Genomic DNA, 19,065 nt, shown 5'->3' on the forward strand with positions numbered 1-19,065 from the left:
AGGCTGCCGGAGGTATGTGAATATGAACCGTCGTGATCTTCTCTTGAGCGGGGCCGCAGGCGTGGCGTTCGTGGCGGGCGCTTCTGCGCTGGTGCGCATGGGAAACCCCGAGCCGGCCCGCGCCGCCGAAGCTTTTGCCGTCACCAAGACCGACGCCGAATGGCGAGCGGCGCTTTCCGATGCCGCCTACACCGTGTTGCGCAAGGAAGGCACCGAATATCCCGGCTCCAGCCCGCTCCTGCAGGAACATCGCCAGGGCACCTTCGCCTGTGCCGGCTGCGACCTGCCGGTCTATTCGTCCGAGACGAAATTCGAATCCGGCACCGGCTGGCCGAGCTTCTGGAAGGCGCTGCCGGACGGCATTGCCACCCACGAGGATACAACGTTGGGAATGGTGCGCGTCGAATGCCATTGCAGCCGCTGCGGCGGGCATCTCGGCCACATCTTCGACGATGGGCCAAAGCCGACCGGCAAACGCCACTGCATCAACGGCGTGGCGCTGAGCTTCAAGCCGACGACGGCCTGAGAGTATCGTCTATCAGCCGCCGTTTGCCGCGAGTACGATGGCGGCGCGCAGATCGTCCAGGCCTTCCATCTTTTCCGAAGATGTCGCGAGCACGAAGGGAAACGCGGCCGGGCGCTTCTTGATCTTTTCCAGCGTTTCCTCGATCAGCCGCGGCACCCCGGCGACCTTGATCTTGTCGGTCTTGGTCAGCACGATCTGATAGGATACGGCAGCCTTGTCGAGCAGCGAAAGCACCTCCTCGTCCTTGGCCTTGATGCCATGGCGGGAATCGATCAGCACATAGACGCGCTTCAGCGTGACGCGGCCCTTGAGATAGTCGAAGACGAGCTTCGTCCATGAATCGACCTTGTCCTTCGGCGCCGCGGCGTAGCCGTAGCCGGGCATGTCGACCATGGCCATCGGCGGCAGGTCGGCGCCCTCGCCCGAAAACCCGTCCGGCACGAAGTAGTTGAGTTCCTGCGTACGGCCCGGCGTGTTGGATGTGCGCGCCAGTCCCTTCTGGTTGACCAGGGCGTTGATCAGCGACGACTTGCCGACATTGGAGCGCCCGGCAAAGGCGATCTCCGGCGGACCTTCCGGCGGCAGGAACTTCATCGACGGCACGCCGCGAATGAAGACCCAGGCGCGCGGGAAAAGCTCGACGCCGATTTCGGATTTGTACAGGGGGGTCAAAGCGCCGCCTCCAGACGGGAAATGTCGCTGCCGCGAATGGCATCGAGGTTACGGCTGATCTTTTCAACGGGCCAATCCCACCATGCAACGGCCAGCAGGCGCTGCACGGTTTCGTCATCGAAGCGGGTCTTTACCGGTTGGGCGGGATTGCCGGCAACGATGGAATAGGGCGCGACGTCATGCGCCACCACGGCCTTGGCAGCTATGATAGCGCCGTGGCCGATCTTTATGCCGGGCAGGATGATGGCCTCCATGCCGATCCACACATCGCTGCCGACGATCGTGTCGCCCCGGTTTTCTTTCTCCCAGGTGGAGATTTCGAATCCTTCTTCCCAGCCATGCTCGAAAATGTTGAACGGATAGGTCGAAAAACCGGACATCGCGTGATTTGCGCCATTCATGATGAAACGCGCGCCCTCGGCAATGGCGCAGAATCGGCCGATGACCAACCTGTCGCCAATGAAGGGATAGTGATGCAGCACGCATTTTTCAGCGAACTTCTCAGGGCCGTCCGGGTCGTCGTAATAGGTAAATTCGCCGATCTCGATATTTTCCGCCATGACCAGCGGCTTCAGGAAGCCGACGCGCTTATGCAGCGGCATCGGATGCTTGATATCGGGATTGGGTCCGGTCATCTCACGTCCGTCCGCTTGTCGGCGCCGCAAAAGTAGCGCGATCCGCCTGCGAGTACCATTCGAAACCGCATTCAGCAAAAACCCCGGACAGGCCGGGGCTTTTGTTAAGGTCAGGTGGCGCGCCGGCTACTTGACCGGTTCCGGTTTCTTCTTGAACAGCCCCACCAAATTGTCCCACAATTCGACCTTCACGCCCTGCCGCTTCATGATGATGCCCTGCTGGATAATCGAGAGCGTGTTGTTCCATGCCCAGTAGATGACCAGCCCTGCCGGGAAGCCCGCCATCATGAAGGTGAAGACGACCGGCATCCAGGTGAAGATCATCGCCTGCGTCGGGTCCGGCGGAGTCGGGTTCATGCGCATCTGCAGGAACATGGTGATACCCATGATGAGCGGCCAGACGCCGATCATCAGGAAGGCCGGAGCCGCGAACGGCAGCAGGCCGAACAGGTTGAACAGCGATGTCGGGTCGGGCGCAGCCAGGTCGTGAATCCAGCCGAAGAACGGCGCGTGCCGCATCTCGATGGTGATGTAGAGCACCTTATACAGCGCGAAGAACACCGGAATCTGCACCAGCATCGGCCAACAGCCCGCGACCGGATTGATCTTCTCGGTCTTGTAGAGCTGCATCATCGCCTTTTGCTGGGCCATCTTGTCGTCCGCGTATTTCTCGCGGATTTCGGCCATCTTGGGCTGGACCTTCTTCATGTTCGCCATCGACGAATAGGACTTGTTGGCGAGCGGGAAGAACACGGCCTTCACCAGGACGGTGGTGGCGATGATCGCCAGGCCGAAATTGCCGAAGAATTTGTACAGCGTGTCGATCAGCCAGAACATCGGCTTGGTGATGAAATGGAACCAGCCCCAATCGATCAGCAGATCGAAGCGGCGGATGTCGCGGTCCTTTTCATAGGCGTTGATCTTGGCGACTTCCTTGGCCCCGGCGAACACCAGCGATTCGACCGTGGCGGACTGGCCGCCGGCAATCGTCATCGGATCGGACAAATAGTCCGACTGATAGCGATGGCGGCCGTCTTCGAAATAGGCGAAGCGCGGCTGGAACGGCTGCTTGGCCGACGGCACCAGCGTGACCGCCCAGTATTTGTCGGTGATGCCCAGCCAGCCGTCGGTGGACTTGCCCGGGGTAAATTGCTTGTCCTTTTCGACCGCCGAGTATTTGTGCTCCTGCAATCCCTCTTCACCGGTCACGCCGATGAGGCCCTCATGCAGCACATAGGTGCTCTGGTCGTGCGGCTTGCCGAAACGGGTAACGCGTCCGTAATTCGACAGCACGACCGCATCGGTTCCCGGATTCTGTACCGTGTCGGAAATCGTGAACATGTAGTTTTCATCGACGCTGAAGATGCGCTTGAAAACCAGGCCCTTGTCGTTGGTATAGGTCAGGGTGACGGGGGTGGTGGGGGTCAGCGTCGAGTTACCGTCCACGGTCCACACCGTTTCGGGGCCGGGCACCGTGCCGGTCTTGTCGTTGCCGACGAAACCGATTTCGGCAAAGTAGCCGCTGGGCAGGGAAGCCGGGTTCAGCAATTCGATTTCGGGCGAGTCCTTGTCGACGGTCAGCCGGTAGTGCTTCAGGCTAAGATCGTCGAGGCGAGCGCCGGTCAGGTTGATGGAGCCCTCGAGGCTAGGCGTCTCGATCTTGATGCGCGCCGCCGCAGCCAGCGCCTGCTCGCGCCCGGCCGGCGTCGACCCGTCGGTGCCCACCGCATTGGGGATCGCCCCCTGCGACGTGGCTTCCGTTGCCGCGCCCGGCGTGGCTGTATCCCCAGCCTTGCTGTCTTCGACGCGCGACGCCTCGACCTTGGCGGTCTCGCGCTGCGCCTCGATGCGCGGGTTCATGTAGAACACCTGCCACACGGTCAGGATCAGCACCGACAGCGCGATCGTGATAAAGAAATTGCGGTTATTTTGCATCGAGCTTCGGGCCTATCGTGTTGCGCGAATTCGGCGGGAGAGTTCGGCTGCCAGTGAACCGAACGGAGCGGAAAGCACGTCTTCGCGCCCGACGATGACATAGTCCCTGCCCGGCGCCATGTCATCAGCGGCATGCGTGCGGACGGCCTCTTTGAGCCGCCGCCTGATACGGTTGCGGACAACCGCATTGCCGACCTTCTTGGTCACGGTATAGCCAACGCGCGCCAACCCGCCGTCGCCCCTGTCCAGGACTTCAACGAGAAAAAGCCGTCCCCGGCGCTTTTCGCCACGCCTGACGGCAAGAAATTCTGCACGCTTCAGTAACCGTCCGGGACTTTGCCCCATTGGCTTTCCCGTAGCCGGCAACGGGTCTTGCGCCTCAGGCGCTTAGCCGCGCGCGGCCGCGATTGCGACGGGCAGCAACGACGGCACGGCCGCTCTTGGTGGCCATGCGCGCGCGAAAGCCGTGACGGCGCTTGCGGACGAGTTTGGAAGGCTGATAGGTACGCTTCATTTGTTTAATACCGCGGAGTGCGGCCCTTCTTGAATCTGCTACTTATGCAACAGGAGCTTTGCCGGGCGTAGCTGGCGCGACCGAAACCGCGCCGGGTTGTACGGCCCGAGCGTGAGCGGGCTTATAGAAAGAAGGCTTTTGGAAGTCAATCCGACCGGACCGCTCGGCAGACGCCCATATTGTCGCCCGGCATCCCCGGCCTATCTCAAGGAACCGGCAGGAAATTTGCAGAATGACTTCTCGCCGGATAGCATGATCGGATATGGCATCGGCCGCGAATGAGCGACATCAATCCCGTAAATCACAGTTCGGTTACTGAACCGCAAGCTGCCCGCTCGGTGCCCTTGGCGCGTAGCTTGTCGGCCAAGCTTTTGCTGTTCACCATCGTCTTCGGTCTTTTGGCCGAAATCCTCATTTTTCTCCCCTCGATCGCCAGTTACCGCGTGACCTGGCTGAAGGAGCGCCTTGCGACCGCGGCGGCGGTTTCGATCGTTCTGCTGCAAAGCGACACAAAGAGCCTGTCTCAGGCGGCGCAAAACGATGTGCTGATGGCCATCGGCGCCAAGGCGATCGCGCTGCGCGACGGCGGCGTCTCCCGCTTGCTTGCCGTCGCGGAAATGCCGCCGCAGGTGGATGAGCATATCGACATCGCCCATATCGGCATGGCGGATGAGATGACGGGCGCACTCAGCACACTCGTATTCGGCGGCGACCGGATGCTGCGCGTGTTCGGCCCCGTCGGCGACAATGGCAAGGAATTCGAGCTGGTCATGCCGGACCATCGGCTGCGCAGCGCCATGCTGAGCTATTCGCGCACGGTCGCCGTCATTTCCTTGCTGATTTCGCTGTTTACCGCGGCCCTTGTCTACGTAACCATCGACCGCATCATGATCCGGCCGATGCAGGCGATCAGCCGGTCGATGCTGTCCTTTTCGCAGGCGCCGGACGATCCTTCCCGGATAATCCGCCCTGCCCTGCGGGCGGACGAGATCGGCGTCGTCGAGCGCGAGCTTTCCCTGATGCAGCAGCGCGTGCACAGGATGCTGGCGGACCAGAAGCATCTGGCCGACCTTGGCCTGGCGGTATCCAAGATCAATCACGACATGCGCAACATCCTGGCGTCGGCGCAACTGATGTCGGACCGCCTTGGCCAGGTGAAGGATCCGACCGTCCAGGCTTACGCGCCAAGGCTCTTGAAGGCCCTCGACCGGGCCGTTGCCTATTCGGAAGGCGTGCTGGCCTACGGGCGCACGCAAGAGGCGCCGCCGACGCGCCGCAGGCTTCGGCTGCGCCAGTTGGTCGAGGAGGTGCAAAGCCTGCTGGATATGGAAGGCGGCATCGAATTCGAAAACGCCGTCCCCGTCGGCTTCGAGATGGACGCCGACGCCGAGCAACTGTTCCGGGTGCTGACCAATCTGTTCCGCAATGCCGTGCAGGCGATGGCCGGCGACACCGACAGCACCGTCGTGCGCAGGCTGACGGTGTCGGTCGAACGACACGGCAGCGTCAGCCGCATCCTTGTCACCGATACTGGCCCCGGCCTGCCGGCAAAGGCGCGCGAAAACCTGTTTGCGGCATTTCGCGGCGCGGCCCGCAGCGGTGGCACCGGCCTTGGCCTGGCCATCGCCCAGGAACTGGTGCGCGCCCATGGCGGCACATTGGAACTGATGGAAAGCATCGGCGGGCGCACCACATTTGCGGTATCCATTCCCGACCAACCGGCCCAACTTGCCCGGCTCCGTGGAAATTTGCGCCGACCCGCCTGACGATTGGACCGCAATAACCGCAGTTGGCCACACACGCGGTTTTCGAGCGGAAAACTTTTGGCAAGATCGACTTGCTTTTCAGGAATTCAATCGCTAGTGAACAGCCGTTCGCTGCCGTTCGTTCTGGAACGGCATGCGAGGTCGTGTCCTGCACGGCCTGTTGCGCGCCCGTAGCTCAGCTGGATAGAGCACCAGACTACGAATCTGGGGGTCGGAGGTTCGAATCCTTCCGGGCGCGCCAATTTTGATAATGAAATCAATACGTTAACACTGCTGCGAGGCTTACGGCGAAAAGCCTCTTCGGTTAAGCTACTAAGGCGCTACTACCGGGAGAGGCAAATGGCTAACACGATCACAGATTTCGGCGATTGGCTCGATGGAGGCAACGTTCCGCTATCGGGCGCCGACCGCGGCTATGTCATGGAAGCCGGGCACATCGTCCACCATGGCGAGGCCAAGGCCCTCATCAACGACCCGGAAGTGCGCCGCGCCTATCTTGGGCTATAGAGCGCGATCGTAAGGGGCTTCTTCTGCCGCACCGCGAAACCGGCGGCGAGGGTTTTTCGGGATCGAGAAGTCGCGATTCTACGATTTCCTGTCTCGAGCCATATCCTCGATGCCATGAGCCGGTCTCCGGCTATTTCCCCGGACGCCGTCGCTGGCGAACAGGTGCGCAGGGTCAGGACGGCTTTACGCTTTATTGAAGCCGGTCCGCATACTATCCGCCTTCAGTTCGGTCCCAGGGTCTGTTCCCATGTCCTCCACCAGTGCCGTAATGGCTTCGAAGCTTCCGCAAACGGGCTGGCGGCAAGATTTTGGCTTTGCCGTGCTGGCCATGCTGGTCGCGCTTGCCGTCGAGGCGGTCGGCGGCTTCAAGACATTGAGCAGCGCCAGCGACAATGACAGCCTGTTCAGGCTGGTCGAGGTTCGCGACTGGCTGGCCGGGCAAGGCTGGTTCGACCTGCATCAATACAGGATGGGGCCTGAAGGCGGCTTCATCATGCACTGGTCGCGGCTGGTCGACGCGCCCATCGCCGCCATCGTCCTGGCCGTATCCGCCTTGACCGGTAGCATGGCAGCAGCCGAAACCACCGCCAGAATTGCGTGGCCGGCCCTCACATTCTGCCTCAGCGTGTTCTTCATCGCCCGCTCGGCACGCCGTTTCGCAGGAGAAGGCGCTGTCCTGCCCGCTGTCGTAACAGGGGCGGCGGCACTGCATTTCCTCGGCATTTTTTCGCCGGGTTCGCTCGATCATCATAACATCCAGCTCACATTGACGCTGGCCAGCGTGTCCTTCCTGCTGGCGGCGCCAACGCGCAAGGGCGCGGCCCTGCTTTCGGGCGTCTGTGCGGGCCTGACGCTTGCAGTCGGGATGGAAACCGCCCCCTATGTCGCGGCCATCGGGTTGTGCGCGGCGGGCCTATTCGTCTTCGGTGCGGACGAAGAAAGAGCCGTCGCCAGGGATTACGGCCTCGGCTTTGCAGGCATCTCGGCGCTGGTATTCGCAGCAACCATTCCGGCCTCCGAATGGGGTCAGGCCCGATGCGACGCCTTCTCGATGACCCAGTTTGCCGTCGCAGCCATTGCCGGGGGAGGCCTTGCCGCCGTGGCGTCGAGCGAACTCCTGCGCGGCAGTTTCCAACGAAGACTGGCAGCAACGGCAGCACTTGGGGCCGGGCTGGTCTTCGTGGTCCTGCACTGGTTTCCCGAATGTCTCGCGGCCCCCTATGCGGGGCTTGATCCCCGCCTGCACGAATACTGGCTGGACCACATTTCCGAGGCCCAGTCGCTGTTCGAACTCATCGCGCACAAAGATCCTTCCGTGGTCGGGCGCTATATCACGCCTGCGATAGCACTTGCCTTGATGGCGCTCAGCCTGCGCCAGCGGGCTTGGCGCAGGGCCGACTGCGTGGTGGCGGCCGTTCTGGCCGCCGCGTTCGTCGCCAGCATCTGGCAGGTCCGCGGTTCGACGTTTTCCATCGCTTTCGCCACCCTGCCGCTTGCGGCCTGGATCGCCGTCTGGCGCGAGCGGGCCCAGACCACGCCCACCAAAATTGTTTCGCTCAAGATGATCGCGGTGTGGCTCGTATCGCTGAACGCGGTGTGGGCGGGCATGGCGGCAGCGGCGGCCACCGCGTTTGACGAAAAGGCGGCGCAAGCGGGCAAAGGCGCGACGGCAGACTGCGATGTCGCAAAAGACTTCCTGCCGCTTGCCGCCCAGCCCGATACCACCGTGCTGGCGACGTCCAACCTCGGCTCGCCGATCCTGTTCTATTCGCGCCATCGCGCCTTGGCCGGCCCCTACCACCGCAACGGAAAAGGCAATCTCATCGCGCTCAACGCGCTCATGGGAACACCGGCCGAAGCCAGGGCGCTGGTCGATGCCAACCATGTCGGCCTTGTCGCCATTTGCCCGCAAAACGCCGAGAACCAGCTTCTCGTCGATGGCGCCCCGAACGGGCTTCTTGCCCAGATGCTGCGCGGCACCGTGCCCGAGTGGCTGGAGCCCGTCTCGGGGACACCCGGCAAGCCACTGGAGCTTTATCGCGTTATTTCAGACAAATGAGCAGCCACCGATACGTTTCCTAAATGGTTTTCTGCCAATTTCCGGATCGAATGATTTAAAAAACACAGGAAGACCGATGCAAACATCGTTTGGCACCGGGGAAACGACCAGGGCGGGCACAGACCTGGCGTTTACCGATGCCCTTACCGGGCTTGGCAATCAGCGCCGATTTGTCGACAAGGTCGAACGGCTGATCGGCGAGCGGGCCGAGGATCCGGCGCCGTTTGCCGTCGGCATCATCGACCTCGACGGATTCAAGCCGATCAACGACCTGTTCGGCCAAAAGGCGGGGGACGACATCCTTGCCCAGGTGGCCATGCGGCTCAGCGCATCGATGGATGCCAATTCGACCGTATGCAGGATAGGCGCTGACGAATTCGCCTTTCTTTATCCGCTCGTCTTCAGCGAAGAGGCCGCGACCGCGAAGGCGCGCATGCTGATCGAGATCCTGTCGGCGCCCTACGATGTCGGCGAACGCACCGCGCGGCTGTCGGCCTCGGCCGGCTGCTCGCTGTTCTATTCCGGCGACGAGACGACGGAAATCCTGCTCAATAAGGCCGAAACCGCGCTCTATCACGCCAAGCGGTCGGGACGCAGCCAGGTGTTCGTCTATACCCACGAAATGGAGGAAGCGGCCAAGCGCGTCACCCGTATCGAACAGGCGCTGCGCCGGGCGGTATCGGCGGGCGAGGTCGAGCCGTATTTCCAGCCTATCGTCGACCTCAAGAGCCGGCGAACCATGGGTTTCGAAACACTGGCGCGCTGGACCGACCGCGACCTCGGCCAGGTTTCTCCGGTCGTGTTCATTCCGATCGCCGAAGAGCGGGGCATCATCGGGCCGATGTCGCAGTTACTGCTGCGCAAGGCGACGGAATCGGCGCGCAACTGGCCAAAGGAACTGTTCCTGTCCTTCAACCTGTCGCCGTCGCAACTGGTCGACCAGAACACCGGCCTGCATATCCTGTCCATCCTCGACCGGAGCGGGTTCGATCCGCGCCGACTGGAGGTCGAGATCACCGAATCGGGCCTGATGAACGACCCGGCATCGGCGGAGAAGATCATGGACGATTTGCGCCGCGTCGGAATCCGCGTGTCGCTCGACGATTTCGGAACCGGCCAGTCGTCGCTTGGGCGCTTGCGCGAATTCCACTTCGACAAGCTGAAGATCGACCGGGCCTTCGTGTCGTCCATCCTCGAAGACCGGCCCTCGGAGCATATAATCCGCGCCATCCTGGCGATGTGCGACGGGCTGGGCATGGATGTCGTGGCCGAAGGGATCGAGCACGAGGAGCAGGCCGAACGGCTCATTCAGTTCGGCTGCGCCGGCGGGCAGGGTTTCCTGTTCGGCAAGCCGGTGGACGCGAACGCGACGCTCGCTTATCTGCGCAACGCCTATCATGACAAGAATCGCGCCAAGGCCGTTTGAAGGCCTCGCAAAGTGTGATTTCCGGGTAACCGTAGCCACAGCATCGCGCGCGACAAAGTCGCCTGATCGGTGTTTTCGCGCTTGCCCGCACCATGGCCGCCGCTAGGATGCGCCGCGCGAAATGAGAGACACAAGCATGATGCCATCGGCACGTTTCACCGACCTTGAAGGCGCTTCCGTGCTGATTACAGGCGGCGGGTCCGGCATCGGCGCGAAACTGACGGAAGGCTTTGTCCGCCAGGGCGCGAAGGTCGCCTTCATCGACATTGCCGAGCAGCAGAGCCTGGCATTATGCGACGAGATTGCCGCGGCAACCGGCAGCCGGCCGCTGCCCATCACGGCCGATCTGCGCGATGTCGCCGCCTTGCGCGCGGCGGTTCAACAGGCAGTGGCCGCGCATGGACCGGTGACGGTGCTGGTCAACAACGCGGCGCGCGACGACCGCCACGCGGCCGAAGACCTGACGCCGGAAGCCTGGGACGCCAACCACGCGATCAATTTGCGGCCGCATTTCTTCACCGCACAAGCGGTCGTGGGCGGCATGAAGAAAGCCGGCCACGGGTCGATCGTCAATTTCACCTCGACCTCCTACATGCTCAATCTGGGCGACATGCCCGCCTACACCACGGCGAAAGCTGGCATTGTCGGCCTGACCAAAGGGCTTGCCGGCCGCTACGGCAAGGATGGAATCCGGGTCAACGCCATCGCGCCGGGATGGGTCGTCACCGAGCGCCAGCGCGACCTGTGGGTTACGCAAGAAAGCCTCGACCGGCACATTTCCCGCCAGGCGATCCCGAAGATGATGGTGGCCGAAGACATGGTCGGGCCGTGTCTCTTCCTCGCCTCCAACGCCTCGTCCATGCTGACGGCACAGACCCTTATCGTCGATGGAGGCATGCTGTGACGAACCGGCCGGCGATCGCCGCCGTCGACTGGGGCACCACCCGACTGCGGCTATGGCTGCTCGATGCTTCCGGCAACGTTCTGGCCGAGCGGCGCGGCGATGACGGGCTGATCACGGCAAAGGCAACCGGTTTCTACACCGTTCTCGAAGGCCATCTCACCGCCATGGCGGCACCGGCAACGCTGCCGGTCATCGTCTGCGGCATGGCCGGTTCGCGGCAGGGCTGGATCGAAGCGCCCTATGTCGATACGCCGGCGCCGATCGATGCCATCCTGAAGGGGGCCGTGCGCTTGCCGGGCCAAGCGCGGGACATTCGCATCGTACCGGGCCTTGCCCAGCGGCTGGCCGACGCGCCCGACGTGATGCGCGGCGAGGAGACGCAGCTTGCCGGCGCCGGTCTGCCTCCAAAGGGCCGGCATCTCGCCTGCATGCCCGGCACCCATTCGAAATGGGTCGAGGTCGAGGACGGCGCGGTCATCGGCTTCGGCACCTGGCCGACCGGCGAATTGTTCTCGCTGCTGGCCACGCATTCGATCCTGCGCCATTCGCTGGGAGAAAGCGCGGCCCCGGTCAGCCCCACAAATGAAGTCTTCCCGCGTTCCTGCGGGGCAGCCCTGGCCGAGGGTGGCGACGTCACGGCCAGCCTGTTTGCGATCCGTGCCGCCAGCCTGTTGCAGGGTCTGGAGCCCGGCGATGCGGCGGCGCGCCTGTCGGGTCTTTTGATCGGCGGCGAAATCGCTTCGGCCAAGCGCCGCTATGGAGCAGTGCAGGGGCCGATCACGCTGGTTGCCTCGGGAGCGCTCGGCGCACTCTATCTCGCCGCTTTCGACCTCGCCGGGCTGGCGGTCCGGCAGGTCGATGCTGAAAACGCCGTGCGGATCGGCCTGTTTGCCGCCGCCCGCCACAATGGCATGGTTCAGGAAACGCCCGCATGACCCAGACCGCTCCCTTTCCAAAGCTTCGACGCGGCCTTGTCGCGATCCTGCGCGGGCTGAAGCCTGACGAAGCCGTGGCCATGGGCCAGGCGATCTTCGAGGCCGGCATCGAGGCGATCGAGGTGCCGCTCAATTCGCCGGACCCTTTTTCCTCAATTGCCAAACTCGTCGAGGCGCTGCCTGAAACGGCGCTGATCGGCGCCGGTACAGTGCTGACCGCTGCCGATGTCGACGCCCTCCACCATGCCGGCGGCCGCCTGTTGGTCAGCCCCAATATCGATGCCGACGTGATGTGCCGGGCCGCGACGCATGGCATGGTGACGATGCCCGGCGTTTTTTCTCCCACGGAAGCTTTTCAGGCGATCCGCCTCGGCGCGTCGGCGCTGAAATTCTTTCCCGCCAGCGTGCTTGGCGCGTCTGGCATCGCGGCCATGCGCGCCGTGCTGCCTGCCGACACGCTGGTCGGGGCCGTCGGCGGCGTTTCCGACAAGGATTTCGCCGGTTACAAGGCGGCCGGCGTGTCGGTGTTCGGCCTCGGTTCCAGCCTGTTCAAGCCGGGCATGAGCGTGGACGAGGTGGCAGACCGCGCCCGCACTGCTGCAAGCGCCTGGAACAGCGCGTTCAAGGCCGCATGATGGCATCCGTGAAACCGCATCTGGCGCTGGTCTATGAACCGGAACGCGCCTGTTTCGACCGGCTGCTCGCCGACGGTCACGCAGCCGAGCGTGCCGCCGAGATTTCCTCCTATCTGGCGCAGTCGAGCGATCTTTTTCCCGAATTCGATGTACTGGCGGCAGCCTGCCGGGAACGCGGAGTGACTTTCGTACCGGTTGAACTGGACGATGCCGCAAAGGCGCTCGCCGGCTTCGACCCTCAAGCAACACTGGTGTGGACGCTGACCGACGGCATCGCCTATTTTCGTGGCGGCGCGGCCCCGGCGCTGGCCCGGCTGAACGGCTTGCGAACCATCGGCAGCGACGATTCCCTGTTTGCACTGTGCCAGGACAAGTTCCGCTCAGGTGCTGTGCTCGGCGCGCTTGGCCTGCCGGTCCCGCGCGGCGGGCTTGCCCGTGGCGGGAAATGGCTGGTGGAGCCGCCCGCCTCGCCCGATGGCTGGTTCGTCAAGCCGAACCGGCTCGGCGCCAAGATCGGTATCTGGCCGGATTCGCGCTGCGAAAACCTCGCCCACGCGCTGGAAATCAGCCGCCGCATCTTTGCCCTCTACCGCGACGACACCATCGTGCAACCCTATGTCGCTGGGCGCAATGTGCGCGCCAGCTTTCTCGGCTTGACGCCGCAGACCGGCGCGGAAGCGCTGGGCGTCGCTTTCGTCGATTCCGGGGCCGACTTCCAGACCATGGAAGACAGTCTTGCCCTCTATGGCGCAACCGGCGAACAGGCGAAGATGGACGGCAAATACGCCGAACCCGAACTTTTGGCCGTGGCAGCCAGCCAACCGGCGGCGGACGCCGAAATCCGCGGCATCGCCGAAACGCTGATGCGGACGCTTGGCCTGCGCGACGTCTTTTCCCTCGATTTCCGCGTCGAGCCCGACGACACCGTCCACCTGATCGAATTCGAAGTCTGCCCCGGCCTGCCCTGCTTCGATTTTCGGGCTTATTGCCGGACGCAATGGAATATGACGCTGGCCGATGCCATGGCAGAGGCTGCCGCAAACCGCTTCATACCCCGTTGCGGGGCCTGAAACCTGCCGCTATGGTTAGGATAAACCGGCTCGTCCTGATGCCGGCAAAAACAACAACAACCACAGGGAACGTCTGAAATGATGATGGAAAAGATCGCCTTGCGCCCGCGCTTCTGGCTCGCCGGTGTCGCCCTATCCGCGCTTCTGGTTGCCGGTGTCCCGATTGTCACCTATGCCGCGACCCCGGCCGACACGTTGGTCGAAGGCTTTGCCATCGACGACATCATCTCGATGGATCCGGCGGAAGCGTTCGAGCTTTCCACGGCGGAGGTGACCGGCAACACCTATGACCTCCTGGTGCGCCTCGACCTCAGCGACACCTCCAAGGTCAAGGGCGACCTGGCCGAAAGCTGGAGCATTTCCGACGACGGCCTGACCTACACGTTCAAGCTGCGGCCCGGCCTGAAATTCGCTTCCGGCAACCCTTTGACCGCCGCCGACGTGGCCTGGTCGTTCGAGCGCGTCGTCAAGCTCGACAAGAGCCCGGCCTTCATCCTCACTCAGTTCGGGCTGACCGCCGACAACGTCGCGGAAAAGGCCAAGGCCACCGACGACACAACCTTTGTCTTCACCGTCGACAAGTCCTATGCGCCAAGCTTCGTGCTCAACTGCCTGTCGGCGACGGTCGGTTCCGTGGTCGACAAGAAGCTGATGTCCGAGCATCTCAAGACGATGACGCCGAGCGACGACTACAAATACGACAATGACTTCGGCAATGAATGGCTGAAAACCCATTCTGCCGGCTCGGGTGTCTTCACGCTGCGCGAATGGCGCGCCAACGAAGCCGTCGTCATGGACCGCAACGACAATTATTACGGCGAAAAGGCCAAGCTCGCCCGCGTCATCTATCGCCACATGAAGGAAAGTTCCGGCCAGCGGCTGGCACTGGAAGCCGGCGACATCGATGTCGCCCGCAACCTCGAGCCGAACGATCTCGAGGCGGTCACCAAGAACAGCGAGATCGTCACCACCAGCGCGCCGAAAGGCACGGTCTATTACATCAGCCTCAACCAGAAGAACGAGACGCTGGCCAAGCCGGAAGTGCGCCAGGCCTTCAAGTACCTGGTCAACTACGAAGCCATCGGCTCGACGCTGATCAAGGGCATCGGCGAAATCCACCAGACCTTCCTGCCCAAGGGCGTGCTTGGCGAACTGGACGAGAACCCCTTCAAGCTCGACGTCGCCAAGGCCAAGGAACTGCTGGAAAAAGCCGGCCTCAAGGACGGGTTTTCCGTCACCATGGACGTGCGCAGCAGCCAGCCGGTAACCGGCATCGCCGAATCCATCCAGCAGACGGCCGGACAGGCGGGCATCAAGATCGAGATCATTCCGGGAGACGGCAAGCAGACGCTGACCAAGTACCGCGCCCGCAACCACGACATCTATATCGGCCAGTGGGGGCAGGATTATTTCGACCCGAATTCCAACGCCCAGACCTTCGCCTCAAATCCCGACAATGCCGACACCGGCAAGGTGGCGACACTCGCATGGCGCAATGCCTGGGACATTCCCGAACTGAGCAAGCAGACCGAAGCCGCCCTGCTGGAAAAGGACTCGGCCAAGCGCGCCGACATGTACAAGGACCTGCAACAGAAGGTTCTCGACACCAGCCCCTTCGTCATCATCTACCAGCAGACCGAGGTGGCCGCTACTCGCAACAATCTCAAGGGCTTCAAGCTTGGCCCGAGCTTCGACACCAACTTCGTTGGGCCGATCTCGAAGGAATGATCGTTCGGAGAGCGGCGCGTGAGCGCGGTTGATTCCGAGACGGCGGCGCCCGGTGGCGCCGCCCGCAGCCTGGCGATTGCATCGGCGATCGGGCGTTTCCTGCTGATTGCGGTAACGACCTATCTCGGCCTTCTGGCGGTAACCTTCTTCATCGGACGGATCATTCCGATCGACCCGGTGCTGGCGGTGCTGGGCGACCGCGCCAACGCCAATGTCATCGAGCGGACGCGGCGGGAAATGGGTCTCGACCTGCCGCTAATCGAGCAATTCTACATCTATGTGAAGAGCGCCCTGAACGGGGATTTCGGCATTTCGGTCCTGACCACCCATCCGGTCATGGAAGACATCCGCCGGGTGTTTCCCGCCACCATCGAGTTGGCGACCGTCGGTACGCTGATCGGCACGCTGCTCGGGGTTCCGCTCGGCGTGCTGGCCGCCGTCAAGCGCGGCAGCCTCATCGACCAGATCGTGCGCGTCATCGGCCTAATCGGCTATTCGGTGCCGATCTTCTGGCTTGGCCTTCTGGGCCTGGTGCTGTTTTACGCCAAGCTGCAATGGGTGGCCTTTCCCGGCCGCCTCGACATCGTCTACCAATACACCTTCACGCCGATCACTGGTTTCTACCTGCTGGACGCGGCATGGCAGGGCCAGTGGGACGTGTTTGGCGACGCCTTCCGCCACATCATCTTGCCGGCGCTGCTGCTCGGCTATTTCTCGCTGGCCTATATCAGCCGCATGACGCGGTCCTTCATGCTGAACGAACTGGCGCAGGAATATATCGTCGCGGCCCGCGCCAAGGGATTGTCGGAAACGCGCATCATCTGGGCGCATGCGCTGCGCAACGCCGCCGTGCCGCTGATCACCGTCATCGCGCTTTCCTATGCGGGATTGCTGGAAGGCTCGGTGCTGACCGAGACGGTGTTTTCCTGGCCGGGGATCGGCCTCTACATCACCAATTCGCTGCAAAATGCCGACATGAACGCCGTGCTCGGCGGCACGATCGTCATCGGTTCCGTCTTCATCGCCATCAATCTTTTCTCGGACCTGCTCTACCAGGTGCTCGACCCAAGGACGAAGGCGCAATGACGATGGCCCGATATCGCCTCTGGACAGCCCCCCTCAACCCCACTGAGGCGCACGCATGAGCGCTTCCGAAGCCGCCCTTTTGTCCCGCCGCGACTGGCTCTTGTCGGAACGCCCCGCATCGCGCATGCAGGCGCGGCTCGGGCGTGCCTATGTGGCATGGCTGCGCTTTTCGGCCAACCGGCTGGCGCTGCTCGGCCTTTTCATCATCCTCGCGCTGATCCTGGGCGCCGCCCTGGCCGATGTGCTGGCGCCCTACTCCGCCACCATCGGCGATCTCGCCGGCGCGCGCCTGCTGCCGCCCGGCGCCGACCACTGGTTCGGCACCGACGATCTTGGCCGCGACATCTATTCGCGCATTCTCTACGGCTCGCGCTGGACGCTTTATGTCGTGGTGCTCGTCGCCATCATCGCTGCCCCTATCGGCCTTTTGGTCGGCACGGTCGCTGGCTATGCCGGCGGCTGGCTCGACACGATACTGATGCGCATCACCGACATTTTCCTCGCCTTTCCAAAACTGATCCTGGCGCTGGCCTTCGTCGCGGCCCTCGGGCCCGGCATCGAAAACGCGGTTCTAGCCATCGCCATCACCTCATGGCCGCCCTATGCCCGCATCGCGCGCGCCGAAACGCTGACGGTGCGTAACTCCGACTACATCAAGGCAGTGCAATTGATGGGCGCGTCGCCGTTCCGCATCGTCTTGCGCCACATCATGCCGCTGTGCATTTCCTCGCTGATCGTGCGGGTGACGCTCGACATGGCCGGTATCATCCTGACCGCCGCCGGCCTCGGCTTCCTTGGCCTCGGCGCGCAGCCGCCGCTGCCGGAATGGGGCGCGATGATCGCGTCGGGCCGCCGCTTCGTGCTCGACCAATGGTGGGTCGCCGGCGCGCCGGGCTTCGCCATCCTCATCGTCAGCCTCGGCTTCAACCTGCTCGGCGACGGCTTGCGCGACGCGCTTGATCCCCGCAGTGGTGACCAATGAGCGACACGCTGCTCGAAGTCGACGATCTGCGCGTCACTTTTCCAACGCGCACGGGCGCCGTTGAGGCGGTGCGCGGCGTTTCCTTCTCGCTCGGCCGCGAGCGGCTTGGCATCGTCGGCGAATCCGGCTCCGGAAAATCCCAGACCGGCCGGGCGATCATGCAACTGACGCCACCGCAGGCCATCGTCAGCGCCAAAAAACTCGCCTTCGACGGCATCGACCTGCTTGCCGCCACCAATGCCGAACGCCGTGCGCTGCGCGGCAAGCGCATCGCCATGATCCTGCAGGACCCGAAATATTCGCTCGATCCGGTCATGACTATTGGCCGCCAGATCGTCGAGACGCTGCGCACGCATGAAAAGGTGGGCAAGGCCGAGGCGCGCGATCGCGCGCTGGCCATGCTGGAAGCGGTGCAGATCCGCGAGCCTGGCCGTGTCTTCGACCTGCATCCGCACGAGGTTTCAGGCGGCATGGGCCAGCGCGCCATGATCGCGATGATGCTGGTCGCCGGACCGGAAATGATGATTGCCGACGAGCCGACCTCGGCGCTCGACGTCACCGTACAGCTCGACGTGCTCGGCATCCTCGACAAGCTGGTCAGCGAACGCGGCATGGGGCTAATCTTCATCTCGCACGATTTGCGGCTCGTCTCCTCCTTCTGCGACCGCGTCATCGTCATGTATGCGGGCAAGGTGGTGGAGCAGTTGAAAGCTTCGGAACTCTCCAACGCCCAGCACCCCTATACGCGCGGCCTGCTCAACTGCATGCCCAAGATCGGCGACGACCGCCACCCGCTGCCGGTGCTGGAGCGCAAGCCGGAGTGGGCGGAATGACCCCGGCCCTCGCCGTCCACGATCTGGAAGTGGTCTATGACCGCTTTCGCGCACTCAGGGGCGTGAGCCTAGAGGTGAAGGCGGGCGAATCCTTCGGGCTGGTCGGCGAATCCGGTTCCGGCAAATCGACCTTGCTGCGGGCTATCGCAGGGCTGGCGCCAGTCGCTTCCGGCACCATCACCGTCGACGGCAAGAAGCTAGGCAAGCGGCGCGACAAGGAATTTTACCGCAAGGTGCAGATGGTCTTTCAGGACCCCTACGGCTCGCTGCATCCGCGCCAGACCATCGACCGGCTGTTGCAGGAGCCGCTTGCCATCCACGGCATTGCCGACGGCGAAAAGCGTATCAGCCGAGCGCTGGATGAAGTCGGCTTGGGCTCCGGCTTCCGCTTCCGCTATTCGCACCAGCTTTCCGGCGGCCAGCGCCAACGCGTGGCAATCGCCCGCGCGCTGATCCTCGAGCCGTCGATCCTGCTGCTCGACGAGCCGACCTCGGCGCTGGACGCCTCGGTGCAGGCGGAAGTGCTGAACCTGCTCGAAGAGGTGCGCCGCGCGCGCGGCCTGACTTTCCTGATGGTCAGCCACGACCTCGCCATCGTCACCCATATGTGCGACCGCCTGATGGTGATGCAGAACGGCGAAGGCGTCGAAAACCTCGAGGCCGCAGCCCTTGCCGAACACCGCGTGACCAAGGCCTACACGCGCAACCTTTTGACCGCCAGCGCAGGCTTCGTGCGCGACGCCTGATTGCTCGACAGCGCCCCGCGCAGGCCCAATCGCTCGGTTGCGGTGAGGGCTTGAGCAAATGCCGGAATAAGCCGACAAGGGGATGAGCACACTGCCCGTCCAGACA

General features: G+C 63.2%; 19 protein-coding genes and 1 tRNA gene. 15 read left to right on the forward strand and 5 right to left on the reverse strand.

Features of this window, described 5'->3' with window-relative positions; translation table 11 throughout:
- Nucleotides 1-22: 22 nt before the first annotated feature.
- Nucleotides 23-526, forward strand: coding sequence for a peptide-methionine (R)-S-oxide reductase MsrB (msrB, locus tag ACX3P1_RS17055; RefSeq protein WP_459080791.1), 504 nt, complete (start codon nucleotides 23-25; stop codon nucleotides 524-526).
- Between the two features lie 12 nt (nucleotides 527-538).
- On the opposite strand, the gene yihA is transcribed toward msrB, so the two are convergent.
- The 5 genes from yihA to rpmH all read right to left on the reverse strand — a co-directional run bounded on the left by yihA (nucleotide 539) and on the right by rpmH (nucleotide 4,282).
- Complete coding sequence (yihA, locus tag ACX3P1_RS17060; protein ID WP_459080856.1) at nucleotides 539-1,189, reverse strand: ribosome biogenesis GTP-binding protein YihA/YsxC; 651 nt, start codon at nucleotides 1,187-1,189, stop codon at nucleotides 539-541.
- 5 nt (nucleotides 1,190-1,194) lie between these two features.
- Entirely contained in the window at nucleotides 1,195-1,833 is a 639-nt protein-coding gene (locus ACX3P1_RS17065; protein ID WP_459080792.1) for a CatB-related O-acetyltransferase, read from the reverse strand.
- A gap of 126 nt (nucleotides 1,834-1,959) precedes the next feature.
- Nucleotides 1,960-3,768, reverse strand: a complete 1,809-nt coding sequence (gene yidC / locus ACX3P1_RS17070) for a membrane protein insertase YidC (protein ID WP_459080793.1) — start codon at nucleotides 3,766-3,768, stop codon at nucleotides 1,960-1,962.
- A gap of 12 nt (nucleotides 3,769-3,780) precedes the next feature.
- The gene (gene rnpA, locus ACX3P1_RS17075) at nucleotides 3,781-4,113 is read right to left on the reverse strand and encodes a ribonuclease P protein component (protein WP_459080794.1); all 333 of its coding nucleotides are present in this window, start codon (nucleotides 4,111-4,113) and stop codon (nucleotides 3,781-3,783) included.
- Between the two features lie 34 nt (nucleotides 4,114-4,147).
- Nucleotides 4,148-4,282, reverse strand: a complete 135-nt coding sequence (gene rpmH, locus ACX3P1_RS17080; RefSeq protein WP_459080796.1) for a 50S ribosomal protein L34 — start codon at nucleotides 4,280-4,282, stop codon at nucleotides 4,148-4,150.
- A gap of 278 nt (nucleotides 4,283-4,560) precedes the next feature.
- On the opposite strand from rpmH, the gene ACX3P1_RS17085 reads away from it, so the two are divergent.
- The 14 genes from ACX3P1_RS17085 to ACX3P1_RS17150 all read left to right on the forward strand — a co-directional run bounded on the left by ACX3P1_RS17085 (nucleotide 4,561) and on the right by ACX3P1_RS17150 (nucleotide 18,959).
- Nucleotides 4,561-6,048, forward strand: coding sequence for a sensor histidine kinase (locus ACX3P1_RS17085; protein WP_459080798.1), 1,488 nt, complete (start codon nucleotides 4,561-4,563; stop codon nucleotides 6,046-6,048).
- Nucleotides 6,049-6,212: 164 nt separating this feature from the next.
- Nucleotides 6,213-6,289, forward strand: a tRNA-Arg gene (locus ACX3P1_RS17090).
- Nucleotides 6,290-6,387: 98 nt separating this feature from the next.
- Nucleotides 6,388-6,555 (forward strand): hypothetical protein, encoded by a 168-nt coding sequence (locus ACX3P1_RS17095; protein ID WP_459080799.1) that lies wholly within the window; start codon nucleotides 6,388-6,390, stop codon nucleotides 6,553-6,555.
- Between the two features lie 268 nt (nucleotides 6,556-6,823).
- Nucleotides 6,824-8,614, forward strand: a complete 1,791-nt coding sequence (locus ACX3P1_RS17100) for a GtrA family protein (RefSeq protein ID WP_459080800.1) — start codon at nucleotides 6,824-6,826, stop codon at nucleotides 8,612-8,614.
- A 76-nt stretch (nucleotides 8,615-8,690) separates the two neighbouring features.
- Nucleotides 8,691-10,040 (forward strand): putative bifunctional diguanylate cyclase/phosphodiesterase, encoded by a 1,350-nt coding sequence (locus ACX3P1_RS17105; protein WP_459080801.1) that lies wholly within the window; start codon nucleotides 8,691-8,693, stop codon nucleotides 10,038-10,040.
- Between the two features lie 136 nt (nucleotides 10,041-10,176).
- Nucleotides 10,177-10,944 (forward strand): SDR family NAD(P)-dependent oxidoreductase, encoded by a 768-nt coding sequence (locus tag ACX3P1_RS17110; protein WP_459080857.1) that lies wholly within the window; start codon nucleotides 10,177-10,179, stop codon nucleotides 10,942-10,944.
- The gene (locus tag ACX3P1_RS17115; protein ID WP_459080802.1) at nucleotides 10,941-11,879 is read left to right on the forward strand and encodes a 2-dehydro-3-deoxygalactonokinase; all 939 of its coding nucleotides are present in this window, start codon (nucleotides 10,941-10,943) and stop codon (nucleotides 11,877-11,879) included. The genes ACX3P1_RS17110 and ACX3P1_RS17115 overlap by 4 nt, the downstream gene beginning before the upstream one ends.
- Nucleotides 11,876-12,514, forward strand: a complete 639-nt coding sequence (locus tag ACX3P1_RS17120) for a 2-dehydro-3-deoxy-6-phosphogalactonate aldolase (RefSeq protein ID WP_459080803.1) — start codon at nucleotides 11,876-11,878, stop codon at nucleotides 12,512-12,514. Before ACX3P1_RS17115 ends, ACX3P1_RS17120 begins: the two co-directional genes overlap by 4 nt.
- A complete protein-coding gene (locus ACX3P1_RS17125; RefSeq protein WP_459080858.1) occupies nucleotides 12,514-13,584 on the forward strand; it encodes a D-alanine--D-alanine ligase family protein in 1,071 nt (356 codons plus the stop codon). Before ACX3P1_RS17120 ends, ACX3P1_RS17125 begins: the two co-directional genes overlap by 1 nt.
- Nucleotides 13,585-13,662: 78 nt before the next feature.
- Nucleotides 13,663-15,312 (forward strand): ABC transporter substrate-binding protein, encoded by a 1,650-nt coding sequence (locus ACX3P1_RS17130; RefSeq protein WP_459080804.1) that lies wholly within the window; start codon nucleotides 13,663-13,665, stop codon nucleotides 15,310-15,312.
- Nucleotides 15,313-15,330: 18 nt separating this feature from the next.
- Nucleotides 15,331-16,398, forward strand: coding sequence for an ABC transporter permease (locus ACX3P1_RS17135; protein WP_459080805.1), 1,068 nt, complete (start codon nucleotides 15,331-15,333; stop codon nucleotides 16,396-16,398).
- A 55-nt stretch (nucleotides 16,399-16,453) separates the two neighbouring features.
- A complete protein-coding gene (nikC, locus tag ACX3P1_RS17140) occupies nucleotides 16,454-17,380 on the forward strand; it encodes a nickel transporter permease (protein WP_459080806.1) in 927 nt (308 codons plus the stop codon).
- Nucleotides 17,377-18,213: an ABC transporter ATP-binding protein gene (locus ACX3P1_RS17145; protein WP_459080807.1), complete on the forward strand. Its 837-nt coding sequence runs from the start codon at nucleotides 17,377-17,379 to the stop codon at nucleotides 18,211-18,213. The genes nikC and ACX3P1_RS17145 overlap by 4 nt, the downstream gene beginning before the upstream one ends.
- Nucleotides 18,210-18,959: an ABC transporter ATP-binding protein gene (locus ACX3P1_RS17150; protein WP_459080808.1), complete on the forward strand. Its 750-nt coding sequence runs from the start codon at nucleotides 18,210-18,212 to the stop codon at nucleotides 18,957-18,959. Before ACX3P1_RS17145 ends, ACX3P1_RS17150 begins: the two co-directional genes overlap by 4 nt.
- The last annotated feature ends 106 nt before the right edge of the window (nucleotides 18,960-19,065 follow it).

This window comes from Mesorhizobium sp. A623 (genome assembly GCF_054489405.1).